This window comes from Pseudomonas arvensis (assembly GCF_056688935.1).
Genome location: NZ_CP162038.1, coordinates 5,082,794 through 5,102,001 on the forward strand (window position 1 = coordinate 5,082,794; position 19,208 = coordinate 5,102,001).

Genomic DNA, 19,208 nt, shown 5'->3' on the forward strand with positions numbered 1-19,208 from the left:
CTCACTCTTTAAGCCAATGCTTAGCGAGCGGTTACTTCAGTAGCAGCGAAAAAGTACGAGATTTCGCGAGCAGCGGCAGCTTCGGAGTCCGAGCCGTGTACAGCGTTGGCGTCGATGGATTCAGCGAAGTCAGCACGGATGGTGCCGGCAGCAGCTTCTTTAGGGTTGGTAGCGCCCATCAGCTCACGGTTCAGAGCGATAGCGTTTTCGCCTTCCAGAACCTGAACAACAACAGGACCGGAGATCATGAAGGCAACCAGGTCGCCGAAGAAGCCACGAGCGCTGTGCTCAGCGTAGAAGCCTTCAGCTTCAGCCTTGGACAGTTGCTTGAGTTTCGAAGCTACAACCTTCAGGCCGGCTTTTTCGAAACGAGTGGTGATCTCGCCGATGACGTTTTTTGCAACAGCGTCAGGCTTGATGATGGAGAAAGTACGTTGAACAGCCATGGTGTAACTCCAGAAACGGTAATTTACGAAAAATTAAACCCGCGAATTATACGCGGGTTCAGGGGTATTGCCTAACCTGCCAGGTCGATCAGTCGATTTCTTCGATCCAGAGCTGTTGGACAGCCTCCAGGACCTTCTCGCCACAACGGCCAGAGGCACTGTCGAAATCGGGAAGCTCCATGATCCAGTGCTGGAGATCGACAAAGTTAACGGTCAACGGATTCACATCCGGCTTGGCTTCGGCCAACTCTTCTGCGATGCGTTGTACATCATTCCAACCATAGCTCATGACAGTGTCACCATCAGTGCGGCGCTTCGGCCGCATGGTTAAGCGAATATTTCGGGATTTCGACGGTAATGTCTTCAGTCCCCACTTTCGCCTGACAACTCAGGCGCGACGTCGGCTCCAGACCCCACGCCCGATCAAGATAGTCTTCTTCCAGGTCGTCAGCCTCATTTAGGCTGTCGAAACCTTTACGAATGATGCAGTGACAGGTGGTGCAGGCATTGACGCCGCCACAGGCACTTTCGATCTCGATGTGGTTGTCATGGGCGACGTCGAGCAGGGACTTGCCGGTCTCAGCCTCCACGACCATGCCCTCAGGGCAATGTTCGGCGTGCGGTAGAAAAGTGACCTGCGGCATCAGTTATTCCTCAATTTCATTCAGGTTGCGGCCCGCCAGCGCGGCTTTAACCGTCTGATCCATACGGCGGGCGGCAAAGGCATCAGTCACTTGCGACAAGCGCTTGGTCTGCTGTTCGATGGCGTAACCATCGTTGCCTTTCATCAATTCGGCCAGCTCTTGCATCTGCAGGTCAATGACCATGCGTTCTTCGGCATCCAGCAAGCGCTCGCCGTCGACCTCAAGGGCGCCCTGCACCGCTTCAAGCAGGCGCTGGGCGTCCACTTGCTGCTCGCGCAGCACACGGGCGACCTTGTCGTCACCGGCATACTGGAACGAGTCCTTGAGCATTTTGGCGATTTCGCCGTCGGTGAGGCCGTAGGACGGCTTGACCTGGATACTGGCTTCAACCCCCGAACCCAGTTCACGGGCAGCAACACTGAGCAGGCCGTCGGCGTCGACCTGGAAGGTCACGCGAATCTTCGCAGCCCCGGCAACCATGGCCGGGATGCCACGCAATTCAAAGCGCGCCAGGGAGCGGCAGTCACTGATCAGTTCGCGCTCACCTTGCAACACATGAATCATCATGGCCGTCTGGCCGTCTTTGTAAGTGGTGAAGTCCTGGGCGCGGGCGACGGGAATGGTGGTGTTACGTGGAATCACCTTCTCCATCAGGCCGCCCATGGTTTCCAGGCCCAACGACAACGGAATCACGTCGAGGAGCAGCAGTTCGCCACCCTCGCGCTTGTTGCCGGCCAGGGTATCGGCCTGGATCGCGGCGCCGATGGCGACCACTTGATCCGGGTCGATTTCGGTCAGCGGCTGGCGACCAAAGGCTTCAGCCACGGCGTCACGAACACGCGGTACACGCGTCGAACCGCCAACCATAACCACCGCACCAACCTCTTCCAGCTCGATACCGGAATCACGTACGGCGCGGCGACAGGCCTTGAGGCTGCGAGCAACCATTGGCTCGATCAAGGCGTCAAAGGCATCCCGCGTCAGCGGGGCCGACCAGCTACCGTAGGAAACATCAACAGAGGAGGCGTCAGTCAGCGCTTCTTTAGCGGCACAGGCGGTTTGCAGCAGGTTGCGCTGCGCGCCTGGATCCAGATCGGCGGACAAGCCGGCACTGGCAATGATCCAACCTGCGATGGCGTGGTCAAAGTCATCGCCGCCAAGGGCACTGTCGCCACCGGTGGCCAGTACTTCGAACACACCGCCGGTCAGGCGCAGGATCGAAATATCAAACGTGCCGCCGCCCAAATCGTAAATGGCGACCAGGCCTTCGGCGTGCTGATCCAGCCCGTACGCCACAGCCGCAGCAGTCGGCTCGTTGAGCAGGCGCAGCACGTTGAGGCCGGCGAGTTTTGCCGCATCCTTGGTGGCTTGGCGCTGTGCGTCGTCGAAATAGGCGGGAACCGTGATCACTGCGCCAACCAGTTCGCCACCCAAGGTGGTTTCTGCACGCTGGCGCAGCACCTTGAGGATATCGGCTGACACTTCCACCGGGCTTTTTGGACCCTGGACGGTGTCGATGAACGGCATGTGCGATTCGCCACCGACAAAGCGGTACGGCAATTGGTCGCCGAGCTGCTTGACGTCGGACAATCCACGACCCATCAAGCGCTTGACCGACAGCACGGTGTTCAGCGGATCGGTAGACGCCGCCAGCTTGGCCGACTCACCGACTTCGGTGCGATCCGCGTGATAGCGTACGGCCGAGGGCAGGATGACTTGGCCATCAGCGTCGGGCAGCGGTTCGGACAGGCCACTGCGCAAGGCAGCAACCAGGGAATTGGTGGTGCCCAGGTCAATCCCCACCGCCAGGCGGCGCTGGTGCGGCTGAGGGCTTTGGCCGGGTTCGGCGATTTGCAGTAATGCCATGGTAATCAGGTCTTATCTGTCTATCAGGCGTGCATCACGGGCAGCACTGGGTTAATCGTCGAGGCGCTCTTCTAGCTGGCGCACTTCGTAGGTGAGCTTGTCGAGGAACTGCATGCGCCGCATCAGGCGTTCGGCCTGCTCGCGTTGCGCAGCATCATCCCAACAGGCTGCGAAGCTTTCGTTGAGCTCATCCTGGGCCACTTTCAGACGACGCTTGAAGACAGCGACACCGGCCACATCGGCTTCGTCGTGCAGTTCTTCGAGCTCTTCGCGCCACTGCATCTGCTGCATCAGAAAGTCAGGATCATGCACCGTGACTTCAATCGGCAACTCGCCACCGTTCATCGCAAGCAGGTATCGCGCGCGCTTGGGTGGGTTTTTCAGTGTTTGATAGGCCTCGTTGAGGCTCGCCGACTGTTCCAGGGCCTGGCGTTGCTCACGCTCGGAAGCGTCAGCGAAGCGGTCCGGGTGCACCCCACGCGCCAACTCTCGGTAGCGCGTGGCAAGCTGCTCAAGGTCCAGCCGAAAACTCGGCTGCAGCTCGAATAAAGCGAAATGACAAGGAGTACCCACGAGTAGCCTCAGATGTTGAAGCTTTCGCCGCAGCCACACTCACCGCGTACGTTGGGGTTGTTGAACTTGAAACCTTCGTTCAACCCTTCCTTGACGAAATCGAGTTCGGTGCCGTCCAGGTAGGTCAGGCTTTTAGGGTCGATGATCACTTTCTCGCCGTGACTTTCGAACACCTGATCTTCCTCAACCACCTCGTCGACAAACTCCAGCACGTAGGCAAGGCCGGAACAGCCCGTGGTGCGAACACCCAGACGAATCCCCTCACCTTTACCGCGCCCATTCAGGGAGCGGCGAATGTGCTGCGCTGCCGCTTCTGTCATGCTGATAGCCATCGTTGACTCCTTACTCGTCGCCAAATGCTTAGATCAAGCCTTTCTTCTGCTTGTAGTCGCGAACGGCCGCCTTGATGGCGTCTTCAGCGAGTACGGAGCAGTGGATTTTCACTGGCGGCAGGGCCAGTTCTTCGGCCAGCTGGGTGTTGCTGATAGTCACAGCCTCATCCAGGGTCTTGCCTTTCATCCATTCGGTCGCCAGGGAGCTGGAGGCGATGGCCGAGCCGCAGCCGTAAGTCTTGAACTTGGCGTCTTCGATAACGCCAGCTTCGTTGACCTTGATCTGCAGGCGCATCACATCGCCGCACGCCGGGGCGCCGACCATGCCGGTGCCGACATCAGGATCTTCCGCGTTCATCTTGCCGACGTTGCGCGGGTTTTCGTAGTGGTCGATGACCTTTTCGCTGTAAGCCATGGTACTGAATCCTCACTCATCAGGGCCGCTCTGGAACCCTGTAAAAACGTCTGCGTTTACCGCCACGTTCCTACAGAGCTTGGGTGGCGGCTTCTATATTTAGTGTGCCGCCCACTCGATCTTGGAAATATCGACACCGTCTTTGAACATGTCCCACAGCGGCGACAGAACACGCAGCTTGTTGACGGCTTCGCAGACTTTCTGCGCGGCATAGTCGACTTGCTCTTCAGTCGTGAAGCGGCCGAAGGTAAAGCGGATCGAGCTGTGTGCCAGCTCGTCGTTGCGGCCCAGGGCGCGCAGTACGTACGAAGGCTCAAGCGAGGCCGAGGTGCAGGCCGAACCGGACGAAACCGCCAGATCCTTGAGCGCCATGATCAGCGACTCGCCTTCGACGTAGTTGAAGCTCAAATTCAGGTTGTGCGGTACGCGGGCGGTCATGCTGCCGTTGATGTACAGCTCTTCAAGGTTCTCGACCTGCTTGTAGAAGCGATCGCTCAGGGCCTTGATGCGTACGTTTTCGGCAGCCATGTCTTCCTTGGCCACGCGGAAGGCTTCGCCCATGCCGACGATCTGGTGGGTCGCCAGGGTGCCCGAGCGCATGCCGCGCTCGTGACCGCCGCCGTGCATGGTGGCTTCGATACGTACGCGCGGCTTGCGGCTTACGTAGAGGGCACCAATGCCTTTAGGGCCGTAGGTCTTGTGGGCCGAGAACGACATCAGGTCGACTTTAAGCTTGGACAGGTCGATGTCGACCTTGCCGGTGGACTGGGCAGCATCGACATGCAGCAGAATGCCCTTGGAGCGGGTCAGTTCGCCGATGGCTGCGATGTCGTTGATGGTGCCGATTTCGTTGTTCACGTGGATCACGGAAACCAGGATGGTGTCTTCACGCAGCGCGGCTTCAATCATGGCCGGGGTGACGATACCGTCGGTGGTTGGCTCAAGGTAGGTAACCTCGAAACCTTCACGCTCCAGTTGGCGCATGGTGTCGAGGACAGCCTTGTGCTCAATCTTGGTGGTGATCAGGTGCTTGCCTTTGGTCGCATAGAAATGCGCCGCGCCCTTGATTGCCAGGTTGTCGGACTCGGTGGCACCGGAGGTCCAGACGATTTCGCGCGGATCGGCATTGACCAGGTCAGCGACTTGGCGACGAGCGTTCTCGACCGCTTCCTCGGCTTTCCAGCCGAATACGTGGGAACGGGAGGCCGGGTTGCCGAAGTTTCCGTCAACCAGCAGGCATTCACTCATCTTTTGCGCGACACGCGGATCAACCGGGGTGGTCGCTGAGTAATCAAGGTAAATCGGCAATTTCATGGACTTTCTCCTAAATCAGGCTGGCTGGCGTGCCGTTAGCTCTTCGGCTGTCACTCGACGGCGGACGCTTCAATCTTGTCCAGACGCGGCGCCTTGGTGTTGCAACGGCGCTGGTCCTGACGCTGGGCTACTTCTTGCACCTCACGGCGAGTCACAAGATCAGCCAAGCTGATACCACTCAAAAACTCATGGATCTGCAGGCTCAAGTCACACCACAGATGGTGTGTCAGGCAGGTGTCGCCAGCGTGGCAGTCACCCAAGCCTTGGCATTTGGTCGCGTCGACGGATTCGTTGACCGCATCGATCACTTGAGCCACCTGGATGCCCTGCATATCGCGGGACAGCTGATAGCCGCCACCTGGCCCACGCACGCTGGAGACCAGATTGCTACGGCGTAATTTGGCGAACAGCTGCTCAAGATAGGACAGGGAAATGCCTTGGCGCTCGGAGATATCAGCCAGGGACACCGGCCCAGTTTGCGCGTGCAAGGCCAGGTTGAGCATGGCAGTCACCGCGTATCGGCCTTTTGTAGTCAGTCTCATGGACAATTACCAAGGTGTTTCAGAATGTGGGCAAGTATGCGATTCCCGAGTATTTAAGTCAACTATAAGACCTAGTACTTTAGTCAGGATTACCCGTAAAAAGGGCGCGCGAATCATAGCAGGATGGGGTGGGATCGAACAGCGCAACCAGGCCTGCAGCAAGACCACTGAGCCAATGGAGATCAAATGTGGGAGCTGGCTTGCCTGCGATAGCAGCCTATCAGCTAACTTATAGGCCGCTGGCCCACCGCAATCGCAGGCAAGCCAGCTCCCACGAGGGACCGCGCTCAGCCTGCCCTGGTGGTAGCGGCTTCGTCCTTGATTTCAGCAAAATCTTCTTCACGCAGTGAAGGCAAGTCTTTGGCACAGTACGGGCTGCCCAACTCCTTCAGCGCGCCGCACATACCGTCCAGCTTGCCGTCCACCGCTTGAAGATGGTCGAGCAACTGACCAATGGCACGAGCGACCGGATCGGGCATGTCTTCGCTGACACCGTAGGCATCGAAGCCGATTTTCTCGGCCATGGCCTTGCGCTTGGCTTCCTGCTCATCGCCCACTTCCGGCTTGACAATGATCCGACCGGGAATACCCACCACGGTGGCACCGGCCGGCACGGCCTTCGTAACCACAGCGTTGGAGCCGACTTTGGCACCAGCCCCCACCGTGAAAGGACCCAGCACCTTGGCCCCCGCCCCCACCACCACACCATCTTCCAGCGTCGGGTGGCGCTTACCCTTGTTCCAACTGGTGCCGCCCAGGGTCACGCCCTGGTACAGGGTGACGTCGTCACCAATCTCAGCGGTTTCGCCGATAACAATGCCCATGCCATGGTCGATAAAGAAGCGGCGTCCCACCTTGGCCCCCGGGTGAATCTCGATCCCGGTCATCCAGCGACCAAAGTTCGACACCAGCCGCGCCAGCCATTTCCAGCCCATACCCCACAAGGCGCCGGACAGGCGATGGATCCAGATAGCGTGCATACCCGGATAGCAGGTCAGCACTTCAAAGGCGTTGCGCGCCGCCGGGTCACGGTGGAAAACACTCTGGATATCTTCTCGCAAACGCTCGAACATTTTTAATCCTTCCGCTTAAGAAGCTCGCCACGGGCCGCTTTCTGGGTTTCCGTGAGGACGCCACGCAATATATTCATTTCCGCCCGACTTACCGAGCTGCGTCCGTACAACCGACGCAGGCGCGCCATCAAGTGCCGTGGTTTTTCAGGATCAAGGAATTCGATCGCCACCAGGGTTTGCTCCAGGTGCTCATAGAACCGCTCAAGTTCGTCCATGGTGGCCAGTTCGCCACTCTTGGTCGAAGCAACCTCTTCCTTCTCCATTTTGCTTGGCTGGCCGGCAGCCGCCAGCCACGCCATGCGCACTTCGTAAGTCAGCACCTGCACCGCCGCCCCGAGGTTCAGCGAACTGAACTCAGGGTCTGATGGGATGTGCACGTGGTAGTGACATCGCTGCAGCTCCTCATTGGTGAGACCAGAGTCTTCACGACCAAACACCAAAGCGATTTCTGCGCCACCAGCCGCCTCTTCCACCACTTTGTTGCCGCACTCACGGGGATCCAACAGCGGCCAGGGGATACGACGGTCACGGGCGCTGGTACCGAGCACCAGGTTGCAGCCGACCAAGGCATCCTCCAAGGTGGCCACGACCTGGGCTTTTTCAAGGATGTCATTGGCACCGGATGCGCGGGCATCGGCCTCGTGATGCGGAAACACGCGCGGCTCAACCAGCACCAGGCGCGTCAGCCCCATGTTTTTCATGGCTCGCGCCACCCCCCCGATATTGCCGGGATGACTGGTATTGACCAAGACGACACGAATGTTTTGCAGCAAGGGAGGCGCTCTCGGACACGGGAAAGGGGAGCAAATCTTACAGAACCGCCTAAGGTTATGCCATGAAAGCTAACGTCGTCCTTCACCTGAAGAAAGTTTCTGCTAGAATGCCCGGCTTTCTTTAACAACCTTAGGTGACACATCCATGCAGCCCATGCTGAATATCGCGCTGCGCGCCGCCCGCAGCGCCAGTGAATTGATCTTCCGCTCCATCGAGCGCCTGGATACCATCAAGGTCGACGAAAAAGACGCCAAGGATTATGTATCCGAGGTGGACCGCGCCGCCGAACAGAAAATCATCGACGCGTTGCGCAAGGCCTACCCTACCCACGGCATCCTCGGCGAGGAAACCGGCCTGCACAAAGGCAGCGGCGAAGGCGAAGACTACCTGTGGATCATCGACCCACTGGATGGCACCACCAACTTCCTGCGCGGCATCCCGCACTTTGCCGTCAGCATCGCGTGCAAATACCGTGGTCGCCTGGAACATGCCGTCGTCCTGGACCCGGTTCGCCAGGAAGAATTCACCGCCAGCCGTGGCCGTGGCGCCCAGTTGAACGGTCGCCGCCTGCGTGTCAGCGGCCGCACCAGCCTGGACGGCGCCCTCCTGGGTACCGGCTTCCCGTTCCGTGACGACCAAATGGACAACCTGGAAAACTACCTGGGCATGTTCCGCGCCCTGGTGGGCCAGACCGCCGGTATCCGTCGCGCCGGCGCCGCAAGCCTGGATCTGGCTTATGTTGCCGCCGGTCGTTTTGATGCGTTCTGGGAGTCGGGCCTGTCCGAGTGGGATATGGCTGCAGGCGCCCTCTTGATCCAAGAGGCCGGCGGTCTGGTGAGCGACTTCACCGGCGGTCATGACTTCCTGGAAAAAGGCCACGTTGTAGCTGGCAACACCAAGTGCTTCAAGGCAGTGCTGACGGCGATCCAGCCGCACCTGCCGGCTTCGCTGAAGCGCTAAGCGAGCGAGCACAAAAAAGCACCCCAAGCAGACTGTGTGAAAACCTAGCAATCTGCGCAGAGCTCAAAGAAAATGCTCCGTATCGAAAGATACGGAGCATTTTTTCGTTATGGCGTACATCCAGGGCGAATCTCGCAGCCAGACCAGCCTGTTCCCGGTCTCGCTGGAAGAACTGATCCCCGAGGATCACCTCGTTCGAGTCATAGACCTCTACGTGGCCAAGCTGGATCTGGTGCAGTTGGGGTTCGATAAGGCGTTGCCCAAAGGCACCCGGTCGCCCCTCTTATGATCCTGCCGATCAGCTAAAACTCTATCTCTACGGCTATTTCCAGCGGATTCGCTCATCGCGCCGTCTTGAAGCGGAATGCCAGCGCAACATCGAAGTGATGTGGCTGATCAACCGGCTGAAACCCGACTTCAAAACCATCGCCGATTTTCGCAAGAACAACAAATCCGCCTTCATCGCGACCTGCCGTGCTTTCGTGCGGTTCTGCCGCACGGCAGGCTTGATCGCCGGTGAACTGGTGGCCGTCGACGGCAGCAAGTTTCAGGCGGTCGCCTCTTCACGGCGTCATGTGAATTTGAAGCAGCTCAAGCGCCAGGAAGAAAAACTGGATAAGCGCATCGCTCAGTATCTGGCCGAGCTGGACGCCGCCGATAAGGCTGAAATCACTGCGGTGGTTGATCGTAGTGCGATCAAATCAGCGCTGGCGCAGCTTGAGGCTCGACAGCAGGATAATCAGAGCTGCCAGGCGCTGATGAATTCGATGGGCATTGAGCAGTTCAACACCCATGAAAGCGATGCCCGAATGATGCGCACGGCCAAAGGGCCACGTGTGGCCTACAACGTGCAAACCGTCGTAGACGCCGAGCATTGCCTGATTTTGCATCATGAAGTCACCCAGGATGGCGATGACCGAAAACAGCTGGAGCCGATGGCTAAGGCCGCCAAAACAGAGTTACAGCAAGATGAACTGACGATCACTGCCGATGCCGGTTACTCCAACGGGAAACAATTTCAGGCCTGCGAGGATGCTTCGATTACGGCCTATGTACCGCCCAATCGTTCGAAAAACCCTGGCTGTCAGGAAGAACAGCTCTTTGAGCGAAAAGACTTTGCCTACGAGGCCGAACACGATCGTTACCAGTGTCCGGCAGGCAAATGGTTAACGCTCAAGCAGCACAACAAAGGTGATCGGATCTATCAGGCCGCCGTCGACGACTGCGCCAACTGCGCGCTGAAAGCGCAATGCACTGGAGCCCAGCGTCGTTATGTCTCACGACATGCCCATGAAGAGGCTTTCGAGCGGATGGAGCAAAGGATGCAGGCGCATCCTGAGATGATGGCCAACCGAAGATCCATCGTTGAGCACCCCTTCGGCAACCTCAAACAGTGGCTATTGGGTAATGGTCGTTTCTTGCTGCGGCAACTTGAGGGGACGAAAGCTGAAATGGCCTTGGCGGTGAATGCCTACAACCTGAAACGAGCGATTAACGTGCTCGGGGCCCGCCAACTGATGGCGCTAATGGGCTAGAAGGCCTTTTTTCGCCTGTCGCCGGCATAAAAACAAACGCCCCGAACGAGTCGGGGCGTTTGTTGGGCCGGCCTTCAGTGCGTTTTCACACAGTCTGCAAGGGGGTGCTTTTTTATGCCCGGGATTTGAGCCAGACCCATGCATCAGCAGCAACACTTAACAAATGTGGGAGGGGGCTTGCCCCCGATTGCAGTGGGTCAGCAAATAACTGGCTGACTGATCCACCGCTATCGGGGGCAAGCCCCCTCCCACATTTTGAAGCTCACAAGCGTTGAGGCCTGTGCCAGACTCAGATTACTGCTGGTTCTGACCGAGGATCAGACGACCCTCTTTGTCCACTGGAATCTGACCACCCGGATCACGATCCATGCGCACCGAACCTTCCTTGCCGTCAAGGTTGTAACGCACGTCATAACCAACAACCTTGTCGCTGATATCGTTGACGGTGTTACAACGGGTTTGCGTGGTGGTGTAGGTATCACGGTTCTGCATGCCTTCCTGAACCTTGTTACCGGCGTAACCACCGCCGACGGCACCGGCTACAGTGGCCAGCTTCTTACCGTTACCCCCACCGATCTGGTTACCCAGCAAGCCACCCGCCAGGGCGCCAACCACGGTACCGGCAATCTGATGCTGGTCCTGTACCGGACGCTGACGCGTCACGGCGACGTCCTTGCAGACTTCACGAGGGGTCTTGATCTGGGTTTTTACCGGCTGCACTGCCAGCACTTGCGCATACTCAGGGCCGCTTTTTACCAGGCTGTAGGTGGCGACAGCACCCCCGGCAGTCACACCGACAGCACCCAATACCGCACCAACCAGTAACGACTTGTTCACGTTGAACCTCCTGACCATCACAAACGGACCGAAAGATCCGCGCTATACCCAGCCTTGGAGCAAAAAAAAAGGCACGAGTTCAATACTCGTGCCTTTCTTGTAACAGCAGATCAACAAGCACCCATCAAGGGCGGTCGTCGACCTCCTTGCCAGTCGCGGCCGGAGGGATCAAGTCTTCGCTGTTGAGGTTCAGCCAGATCAGCACCACGTTGGCGATGTAGATCGACGAGTAGGTACCCGCCAGAACGCCAATGAACAGCGCCAGGGAGAAGCCCCACAGGTTGTCGCCACCGAAGATCATCAGCGCAGCAATCGCCAACAAGGTGGAGATCGAAGTCGCCATGGTCCGCAGCAGCGTCTGGGTCGTGGAGATGTTGATGTTCTCGATCAACGTCGCCTTGCGCAGTACTCGGAAGTTCTCACGAACCCGGTCGAATACCACGATGGTGTCGTTGAGGGAGTAACCAATGATCGCCAGCACAGCAGCCAGTACGGTCAGGTCGAAGGTGATCTGGAAGTACGCCAGAATACCCACGGTCACGATCACGTCGTGGATCAGCGAAACAATGGCGCCGACACCGAACTTCCACTGAAAGCGGAACGCCAGGTAGATCATGATGCCGACCAGCGCCATCAGCATGCCGAGGCCGCCCTGGTCGCGCAGTTCTTCACCCACTTGCGGACCAACGAACTCGACGCGCTTGACCGATGCCGGGTTATCGCCGCCAACCTTCTGCAAGGCCTCGGCAACCTGGTGACCCAATTGCGGGTCTTCGCCTGGCATGCGCACCAGCAGGTCGGTGGTCGCACCAAAGCTCTGCACGACGGCTTCGTGATAACCAGCCTTGACCAGCTCGTTGCGCACCAGGGTAACGTCGGCCGGCTTCTCGTAGGTCAGCTCGATGAGCGTACCGCCGGTAAAGTCCAGACCGTAGTTCAGGCCCTTATGGAACCAGCTGAACAACGCCAGAACGGTAAGGAGCACGGTGGCGCCGAACGCAATATTGCGAACGCCCATGAAGTTGATTGTACGTAACATGGCAGCCCCTTAAATCCACAACTTCTTGAAGTCACGCCCGCCAAAGATCAGGTTGACCATTGCGCGGGTCACCATGATGGCCGTGAACATCGAGGTAAAGATACCGAGGGACATAGTTACCGCAAAACCTTTGACCGGGCCGGTGCCCATCGCAAAGAGAATCCCGCCGACCAACAGAGTGGTCAAGTTGGAGTCGAGAATTGCAGTAAATGCCCGGCCGAAGCCTTCGTTGATTGCGCGCTGTACGGTCATGCCCGCCGCGATCTCTTCACGAATCCGCGAGAAGATCAGTACGTTGGCGTCAACCGCCATACCCATGGTGAGCACGATACCGGCAATGCCCGGCAGGGTCAGTGTTGCGCCCAGCAGCGACATCAGAGCCAGCAGCATCACCATGTTGCCCGCCAAAGCGACGGTGGCGATGACGCCGAAGAAGCGGTAGATGGCGATGATGAACAGCGAGACGAACAACATGCCCCACAGCGCAGCATCCACGCCTTTGGTGATGTTGTCCGCACCCAGGCTCGGGCCGATGGTACGTTCTTCAGCGAAGTACATCGGTGCCGCCAGGCCACCAGCACGCAGCAGCAGTGCCAGTTCCGAGGATTCACCCTGGCCGTTCAGGCCAGTGATACGGAACTGAGCACCCAGCGGCGACTGAATAGTCGCCAGGCTGATGATCTTCTTCTCTTCCTTGAAGGTCTGCACCGGCACGTCTTTCTCGACGCCGTTGACGACCTGCTTGGTGTAGGTGGTGACAGGACGCTGCTCGATGAAGATCACCGCCATGCTGCGACCGACGTTGCTGCGCGTGGCGCGGCTCATCAGTTCGCCGCCATGACCATCCAGGCGGATGTTCACCTCAGGCGTGCCGTGCTCGCCGAAACCGGCCTTGGCGTCAGTTACCTGGTCACCGGTGATGATCAAGCCACGCTCGATCTGCGCCGGTGGACGGTTGCCTTCGCGGAATTCGAATTCCTCGGAAGTGGCGCGAGAAGCACCTGGCTCAGCCGCAAGGCGGAATTCCAGGTTGGCGGTTTTACCCAGGATACGCTTGGCTTCAGCCGTGTCCTGCACGCCTGGCAGCTCAACCACGATGCGGTTTGCGCCCTGGCGCTGAACGATCGGCTCAGCCACACCCAGCTCGTTGACGCGGTTACGTACTGTGGTCAAGTTCTGCTTGATGGAGTACTCGCGGATTTCCGCGATCTTGGCCGGGCTCATCGCCAGACGCAGTACAGCCTGACCATTCAGGTCAGCCGGTACGATGTCGAAATCGTTGAAGTTCTTGCGGATCAGCGCACGGGCCTGTTCGCGGGAAGCTTCATCGGAGAAGCCCAGCTGGATGGCACCGTTAAGCTGCGGCAGGCTGCGATAACGCAGCTTCTCTTTACGCAGCAGGCTCTTCACGTCGCCTTCGTAGACTTTCAGGCGCGCGTCGAGGGCTTTGTCCATGTCGACTTCCAACAGGAAGTGCACACCACCGGACAAGTCCAGACCCAGCTTCATCGGGTGCGCGCCAATGCTGCGCAGCCATTGTGGCGTGGTCTGTGCCAGGTTCAGTGCAACGACGTAGTCGTCACCCATGGCCTTGCGCACGACATCTTTTGCCGGCAATTGGTCTTCTTGCTTGGTCAGGCGCAACAAGCCGCCCTTCGCACCAGCTGCCAATGTTGCCGCTTTAACCTGGATACCCGCATCGGTGAGCGCTTTGCTCGCGCGGTCCAGATCAGCCTGGTTGACCTGCAACGAAGTGCTGGCGCCAGTGATCTGGATCGCCGGGTCATCAGGATAGAGATTGGGAGCGGAATAAATAAAACCGATCGCCAGCACCGCCAGGATCAGTACGTATTTCCACAGAGGGTATTTGTTCAGCATCACGCCGCCCGCTTATAACGCGGGGCGCCTTGCGCGCCCCGTCGATTGGTAAAGGTTGTTACTCAGATCGCTTTGAGCGTGCCTTTTGGCAGCGTGGCGGCGATGGCGCCTTTCTGGAACTTCATTTCTACGGTGTCGGAGACTTCCAGAACCACGAAAGCGTCGGAAACCTTGGTGATCTTGCCGGCGATGCCGCCAGTGGTCACAACTTCGTCACCTTTTTGCAGGCTGCCGAGCAGGTTTTTCTGCTCTTTGGCGCGCTTGGCCTGTGGACGCCAGATCATCAGGTAGAAGATGACCAGGAAGCCGACCAGGAAAATCCACTCGAAACCACCGCCCATAGGACCGGCAGCGGCAGGCGCAGCGGCGTCAGCCATGGCGTTAGAGATAAAAAAGCTCATTTAGCACTCCAGTTGCAAATAGTGAATCTTAGGGTCGGGAAACTCAGTCCAAGGGCGGCACAGGGAGCCCGCGCTTGGCATAGAAGGCATCGACGAAGGCGGCCAATGTACCCTGTTGAATAGCCTCGCGCAAACCAGCCATCAGGACTTGGTAATGACGCAAATTGTGGATGGTATTCAACATGCTACCCAGCATTTCCCCGCATTTGTCCAGATGGTGCAGATAAGCACGGGAGAAGTTCTGGCAGGTGTAGCAATCACAGGTGGGATCCAGCGGCGAATCATCATGGCGATGGAACGCGTTACGGATCTTCAGCACGCCTGTATCGATGAACAGATGCCCATTGCGGGCATTACGGGTTGGCATCACGCAATCGAACATGTCCACACCGCGGCGCACACCCTCTACGAGATCTTCCGGTTTGCCAACGCCCATAAGGTAACGAGGTTTGTCAGCAGGCATCAGGCCTGGCAAGTAGTCCAGCACCTTGATCATCTCGTGCTTGGGTTCGCCTACCGACAAACCGCCGATGGCCAGACCATCGAAGCCGATTTTGTCGAGGCCTTCCAGCGAGCGTTTACGCAGGCTTTCGTGCATGCCGCCCTGGACGATACCGAACAGCGCGGCAGTGTTGTCCCCGTGGGCGTTCTTCGAACGCTGGGCCCAACGCAGGGACAGCTCCATGGAAATTCGTGCGACGTCTTCGTCGGCCGGGTACGGCGTGCATTCGTCGAAGATCATCACAATGTCGGAGCCCAGGTCACGCTGCACCTGCATGGACTCTTCGGGACCCATGAATACTTTGGAGCCGTCCACCGGCGAGGCGAAGGTCACGCCCTCTTCCTTGATCTTGCGCATGGCGCCCAGGCTGAACACCTGGAAACCACCGGAGTCGGTGAGGATCGGGCCTTGCCACTTCATGAAGTCATGCAGGTCGCCATGCTTCTTGATCACTTCCGTGCCCGGGCGCAGCCATAGGTGGAAGGTGTTGCCGAGGATGATTTCGGCACCGGTGGCGACGATGTCGCGAGGCAGCATGCCCTTGACGGTGCCATAGGTGCCAACCGGCATGAACGCCGGGGTCTCTACGGTGCCGCGCGGGAAGGTCAGGCGACCACGACGGGCCTTGCCGTCGGTGGCCAATAATTCAAACGACATACGACTCATAAGGTTCCCTCTGGGCCGCGTGGCTCCGGATTGCGGGTGATAAACATCGCATCACCGTAGCTGAAAAAACGGTATCCATTGTCGATGGCAGCCTGGTAAGCGGCCATGGTTTCGGGATAACCGGCAAATGCCGACACCAGCATCAATAGCGTGGATTCCGGCAAATGGAAGTTGGTCACCAGGCAGTCGACAACATGAAACGGCCGGCCTGGGAAAATAAAGATATCGGTGTCGCCACTGAATGGCTTGAGCACGCCGTCGCGTGCCGCACTTTCCAGGGAGCGCACGCTGGTGGTGCCCACCGCCACCACACGCCCTCCACGCGCCTTGCACGCAGCGACTGCATCGACCACAGCCTGACTGACTTCCAGCCATTCGCTGTGCATATGATGGTCTTCGATGTTATCCACACGCACCGGCTGAAACGTGCCGGCCCCCACGTGCAGGGTCACATAGGCGGTCTCGACGCCCTTGGCGGCAATCGCGTCCAACAACGGCTGATCAAAATGCAGCCCGGCAGTCGGCGCAGCTACTGCACCGAGGCGCTGGGAGTAAACCGTCTGATAACGCTCACGGTCCGAATCTTCATCAGGGCGGTCGATGTACGGAGGCAACGGCATATGGCCGACACGCTCCAACAGGGGCAACACTTCTTCGGCGAACTTGAGTTCGAACAGTGCGTCATGACGCGCGACCATTTCAGCTTCGCCACCGCCGTCGATGAGGATGCTTGAACCTGGCTTCGGCGATTTACTGGAGCGCACATGGGCCAGGACGCGATGAGTGTCGAGCACACGCTCCACCAGAATCTCCAGCTTGCCGCCGGAAGCCTTCTGGCCAAACAGCCGTGCCGGAATCACCCGGGTATTGTTGAACACCATCAAGTCACCTGGGCGTAAATGCTCAAGCAAATCAGTGAATTGACGGTGTGCGAGGGCACCGCTGACCCCGTCCAGGGTCAGCAGTCGACTGGCGCGACGCTCGGCCAAAGGGTGGCGAGCGATCAGCGAATCAGGCAGTTCAAAAGTAAAGTCAGCAACGCGCATGATGGGGTTCGTCTAGCAGGGCCCGGAAGTCTAGCGGAAATAGTGAAAATAGACCATGAAACGTGATTGACCAACGGTAATCTCATCTCTATACTTCGCCGCCATTGAGCCCTGATGGCGGAATTGGTAGACGCGGCGGATTCAAAATCCGTTTTCGAAAGGAGTGGGAGTTCGAGTCTCCCTCGGGGCACCATTTGCAGTACATAGACGACTACCAGCGTCTACGTAACACCCCTAGAGCCCGCTAACTGCGGGCTTTTTGGTCTCTGGGGTTCCACCCCCATCTCTTGCAAGCCAACCTCTTTTTGGTACATTTTCTGTACATATTCCAGTTCGAGAACCGGAGGTGTACAGCGATGCCATTGACCGTCTTGCAAATCAAAGCATCCAAGCCTGCCGACAGACCGTTCACGCTGAGTGATAGTTCGGGTCTTGCCTTGCTGGTGAAACCCAACGGCAGCAAGTATTGGCACTTCCGGTACACCTATCAGGGGAGGGCGGCGCGCATGTCACTGGGCGTGTATCCGTATATCTCCTTGCAGGAAGCCCGTGAACGAGCTGCAGAATGCCGCAACCTACTCAAGCAAGGCACCAACCCCGGCGCCAAACGCCGCGATGACAAACTGCGACAGCAGGAGGCCGGGCTCAACACCTTCAGGCGAGCCGCGGAGTATTGGTACCAATTCAAATCGGACTCCGGCCGCAGCAGCGCGACGCTGAAGAAGATCCGCGACTATCTTGATAAGGATCTACTGCCCGCTCTCGGCGAGAAGCAACTGGAGCTCATCACGCGAAGCGACTGCGCCAAACTGCAGGCCTGCATCGAAAAAAGAGGCGCCTTCAATGTTGCGGACAAGACCCGAACCTGGCTGAAACAAATTTTCAGTCAAGCCATTGCACGCGGCCTGTGCGAACACAATCCAGCCTCCGAACTCCATGCCATTGCGATAGCGCCACCGCCCACTCAACACTACCCACATCTGCACGAACACGAACTACCTGAGTTTCTCCGGGCCTTAAGCAAGACCACCAGCCGGCTACCAGCGAGGATTGCATCATGGATGACAATTCTGACGGCGAGCCGCCCCGGCATGGTCCGCTACGCAAAATGGGAGGAAATCGATTTTGAGGAAGGGATATGGACCATCCCGGCCGCCCGCATGAAGATGCGCAGAGACTACGTCAGCCCTCTACCTCATCAATTGATCGCCATGCTTACCAAACTGAACCAAAGCACTGGCCGCAGTCGGTATCTATTCCCAGGCAATGGTGAAAAGCAGCCAGTCATCAGTGAAAACACGATCAACCTAGTGTTCGCCAAGATCGGCTACAAAGGACGACTCGTCAGCCATGGCACTCGTCATACCGCAAGCACGCTGCTGCGCGAACATGGCTGGCTGAAGGACCATGTCGAAAGCCAGCTGGCTCACGTCGAGGGCGGCATCTCTGGCGAGTACAATCAAGCCCTATACCTGCCGCAACGTCGGATCATGATGCAGTGGTATGCAGACTATCTCGACGCCCTCAAAGAAGGCATTACAGCCAACCTTCGCGATCAATTTGATACTCGCGTTAATCAGTTCCTCGCACGCCCTTCTGCACCGCCTCTAACAGCATCTCATGCACACAAAGATGATCACCTCCAAAAGTTGCCTATCGAGACAGACTCAACGGAGACTCAGTGATCACGTGACGCTTCACCAATTCGACCCGGTCGACGACAACATCATAACCTTGTAAAACTACCGTGGCGTATTCCAGCACTGGTAAGTCGGTGAGATCTCCACAGCCCAGCCTTCCACGCGGGTCCATCCAAACAGGGCTGCAAAGCCGCCCTGTTTGGATGGACCTCACTTAATAAATCTAAAGCCTATGCAACTGTCTGTGGAAAACCACTGATTTCCACCGGTGGATAATTTCATCCACAGCCGCAGAACTCCGGAAAATTCGAGCCTTGACCCGAATTATCCACAGGCGTAGAAAAGATCGGGCAAAGCGCTGTCGTTGACAGCAACCCAGGTAGCCAGAACCTTTAAGGCTACGCCACACCATGGTGGTTCACCCAAAGTGCGATTAGCGTCCGGCGGCTCGCACAGTCACAGCGATGTGATGGATGCCTACTTTTCCCTGCGTGCCCACTGCGGCAACTCATTCCCTTTCATAGCTGCCCTGCAGCAACCTATCCGCTTGGCCATTTCCTTGCGCCAACCTGCGCCCGTCTCTTTCTTCCGGAAAGAGACGGGCGCTCCTACCACTGCTGCAGCCCACCTCGTACAAGGCATTGCGGCATTTCTCCTCGTGACAATCGGCGTGACAAACACCGAAGTCACCAGCAACAGCGATGCAGATGGTGGTGCCGCAGCCC

The 19,208-nt window shown here is 58.0% G+C and carries 19 protein-coding genes, 1 tRNA gene and 1 pseudogene; 4 read left to right on the forward strand and 17 right to left on the reverse strand.

Going from position 1 to position 19,208, the window contains the following annotated elements; all coding sequences use genetic code 11:
- Window positions 1-20 precede the first annotated feature (20 nt).
- The 11 genes from ndk to trmJ form a co-directional block, all read right to left on the reverse strand.
- The gene (gene ndk / locus AB3G88_RS23005; RefSeq protein WP_003175956.1) at window positions 21-446 is read right to left on the reverse strand and encodes a nucleoside-diphosphate kinase; all 426 of its coding nucleotides are present in this window, start codon (window positions 444-446) and stop codon (window positions 21-23) included.
- An 88-nt stretch (window positions 447-534) separates the two neighbouring features.
- Window positions 535-735 (reverse strand): Fe-S cluster assembly protein IscX, encoded by a 201-nt coding sequence (gene iscX, locus AB3G88_RS23010; RefSeq protein ID WP_078734574.1) that lies wholly within the window; start codon window positions 733-735, stop codon window positions 535-537.
- A 13-nt stretch (window positions 736-748) separates the two neighbouring features.
- Window positions 749-1,090, reverse strand: a complete 342-nt coding sequence (fdx, locus tag AB3G88_RS23015; protein ID WP_099585617.1) for an ISC system 2Fe-2S type ferredoxin — start codon at window positions 1,088-1,090, stop codon at window positions 749-751.
- Between the two features lie 3 nt (window positions 1,091-1,093).
- Window positions 1,094-2,956 carry a Fe-S protein assembly chaperone HscA gene (gene hscA / locus AB3G88_RS23020; RefSeq protein WP_158877218.1) on the reverse strand — a complete coding sequence of 621 codons (1,863 nt, stop codon included), beginning with the start codon at window positions 2,954-2,956 and terminating at the stop codon, window positions 1,094-1,096.
- 51 nt (window positions 2,957-3,007) lie between these two features.
- Window positions 3,008-3,529 carry a co-chaperone HscB gene (gene hscB, locus AB3G88_RS23025; RefSeq protein WP_099585619.1) on the reverse strand — a complete coding sequence of 174 codons (522 nt, stop codon included), beginning with the start codon at window positions 3,527-3,529 and terminating at the stop codon, window positions 3,008-3,010.
- Window positions 3,530-3,537: 8 nt separating this feature from the next.
- On the reverse strand, window positions 3,538-3,861 hold the full coding sequence (gene iscA / locus AB3G88_RS23030; protein WP_003209680.1) for an iron-sulfur cluster assembly protein IscA: 324 nt from the start codon (window positions 3,859-3,861) through the stop codon (window positions 3,538-3,540).
- A gap of 28 nt (window positions 3,862-3,889) precedes the next feature.
- Window positions 3,890-4,276 carry a Fe-S cluster assembly scaffold IscU gene (gene iscU, locus AB3G88_RS23035; protein WP_003209682.1) on the reverse strand — a complete coding sequence of 129 codons (387 nt, stop codon included), beginning with the start codon at window positions 4,274-4,276 and terminating at the stop codon, window positions 3,890-3,892.
- A gap of 99 nt (window positions 4,277-4,375) precedes the next feature.
- Complete coding sequence (locus AB3G88_RS23040) at window positions 4,376-5,590, reverse strand: IscS subfamily cysteine desulfurase (RefSeq protein ID WP_112196678.1); 1,215 nt, start codon at window positions 5,588-5,590, stop codon at window positions 4,376-4,378.
- A 50-nt stretch (window positions 5,591-5,640) separates the two neighbouring features.
- Entirely contained in the window at window positions 5,641-6,132 is a 492-nt protein-coding gene (gene iscR, locus AB3G88_RS23045; RefSeq protein ID WP_480451804.1) for a Fe-S cluster assembly transcriptional regulator IscR, read from the reverse strand.
- Between the two features lie 287 nt (window positions 6,133-6,419).
- Window positions 6,420-7,205 carry a serine O-acetyltransferase gene (gene cysE / locus AB3G88_RS23050; protein ID WP_480451805.1) on the reverse strand — a complete coding sequence of 262 codons (786 nt, stop codon included), beginning with the start codon at window positions 7,203-7,205 and terminating at the stop codon, window positions 6,420-6,422.
- A 2-nt stretch (window positions 7,206-7,207) separates the two neighbouring features.
- Window positions 7,208-7,978, reverse strand: a complete 771-nt coding sequence (gene trmJ, locus AB3G88_RS23055; RefSeq protein WP_480451807.1) for a tRNA (cytosine(32)/uridine(32)-2'-O)-methyltransferase TrmJ — start codon at window positions 7,976-7,978, stop codon at window positions 7,208-7,210.
- Window positions 7,979-8,123: 145 nt separating this feature from the next.
- Here trmJ and suhB point away from each other — a divergent pair, with 145 nt between their 5' ends.
- Both suhB and AB3G88_RS23065 read left to right on the forward strand, forming a co-directional pair.
- On the forward strand, window positions 8,124-8,939 hold the full coding sequence (gene suhB, locus AB3G88_RS23060; protein WP_003175971.1) for a type III secretion system regulator SuhB: 816 nt from the start codon (window positions 8,124-8,126) through the stop codon (window positions 8,937-8,939).
- A gap of 109 nt (window positions 8,940-9,048) precedes the next feature.
- Window positions 9,049-10,474 (forward strand): annotated as a pseudogene (locus AB3G88_RS23065) (IS1182 family transposase).
- A 294-nt stretch (window positions 10,475-10,768) separates the two neighbouring features.
- On the opposite strand, the gene AB3G88_RS23070 reads toward AB3G88_RS23065, so the two are convergent.
- The 6 genes from AB3G88_RS23070 to queA form a co-directional block, all read right to left on the reverse strand.
- Window positions 10,769-11,311 carry a glycine zipper 2TM domain-containing protein gene (locus AB3G88_RS23070; protein ID WP_003175972.1) on the reverse strand — a complete coding sequence of 181 codons (543 nt, stop codon included), beginning with the start codon at window positions 11,309-11,311 and terminating at the stop codon, window positions 10,769-10,771.
- Window positions 11,312-11,435: 124 nt separating this feature from the next.
- Window positions 11,436-12,350: a protein translocase subunit SecF gene (gene secF / locus AB3G88_RS23075; protein ID WP_099585623.1), complete on the reverse strand. Its 915-nt coding sequence runs from the start codon at window positions 12,348-12,350 to the stop codon at window positions 11,436-11,438.
- A 9-nt stretch (window positions 12,351-12,359) separates the two neighbouring features.
- A complete protein-coding gene (gene secD / locus AB3G88_RS23080) occupies window positions 12,360-14,228 on the reverse strand; it encodes a protein translocase subunit SecD (RefSeq protein WP_099585624.1) in 1,869 nt (622 codons plus the stop codon).
- A gap of 62 nt (window positions 14,229-14,290) precedes the next feature.
- Window positions 14,291-14,629 carry a preprotein translocase subunit YajC gene (gene yajC / locus AB3G88_RS23085; RefSeq protein ID WP_003175975.1) on the reverse strand — a complete coding sequence of 113 codons (339 nt, stop codon included), beginning with the start codon at window positions 14,627-14,629 and terminating at the stop codon, window positions 14,291-14,293.
- 43 nt (window positions 14,630-14,672) lie between these two features.
- On the reverse strand, window positions 14,673-15,788 hold the full coding sequence (gene tgt / locus AB3G88_RS23090) for a tRNA guanosine(34) transglycosylase Tgt (RefSeq protein ID WP_003175976.1): 1,116 nt from the start codon (window positions 15,786-15,788) through the stop codon (window positions 14,673-14,675).
- Window positions 15,789-15,793: 5 nt separating this feature from the next.
- The gene (gene queA, locus AB3G88_RS23095; protein WP_099585625.1) at window positions 15,794-16,843 is read right to left on the reverse strand and encodes a tRNA preQ1(34) S-adenosylmethionine ribosyltransferase-isomerase QueA; all 1,050 of its coding nucleotides are present in this window, start codon (window positions 16,841-16,843) and stop codon (window positions 15,794-15,796) included.
- Between the two features lie 108 nt (window positions 16,844-16,951).
- On the opposite strand from queA, the gene AB3G88_RS23100 reads away from it, so the two are divergent.
- Both AB3G88_RS23100 and AB3G88_RS23105 read left to right on the forward strand, forming a co-directional pair.
- Window positions 16,952-17,036: transfer RNA gene (locus AB3G88_RS23100), tRNA-Leu, on the forward strand.
- Between the two features lie 163 nt (window positions 17,037-17,199).
- Window positions 17,200-18,528, forward strand: coding sequence for a tyrosine-type recombinase/integrase (locus AB3G88_RS23105; RefSeq protein WP_142580087.1), 1,329 nt, complete (start codon window positions 17,200-17,202; stop codon window positions 18,526-18,528).
- Window positions 18,529-19,208 lie beyond the last annotated feature (680 nt).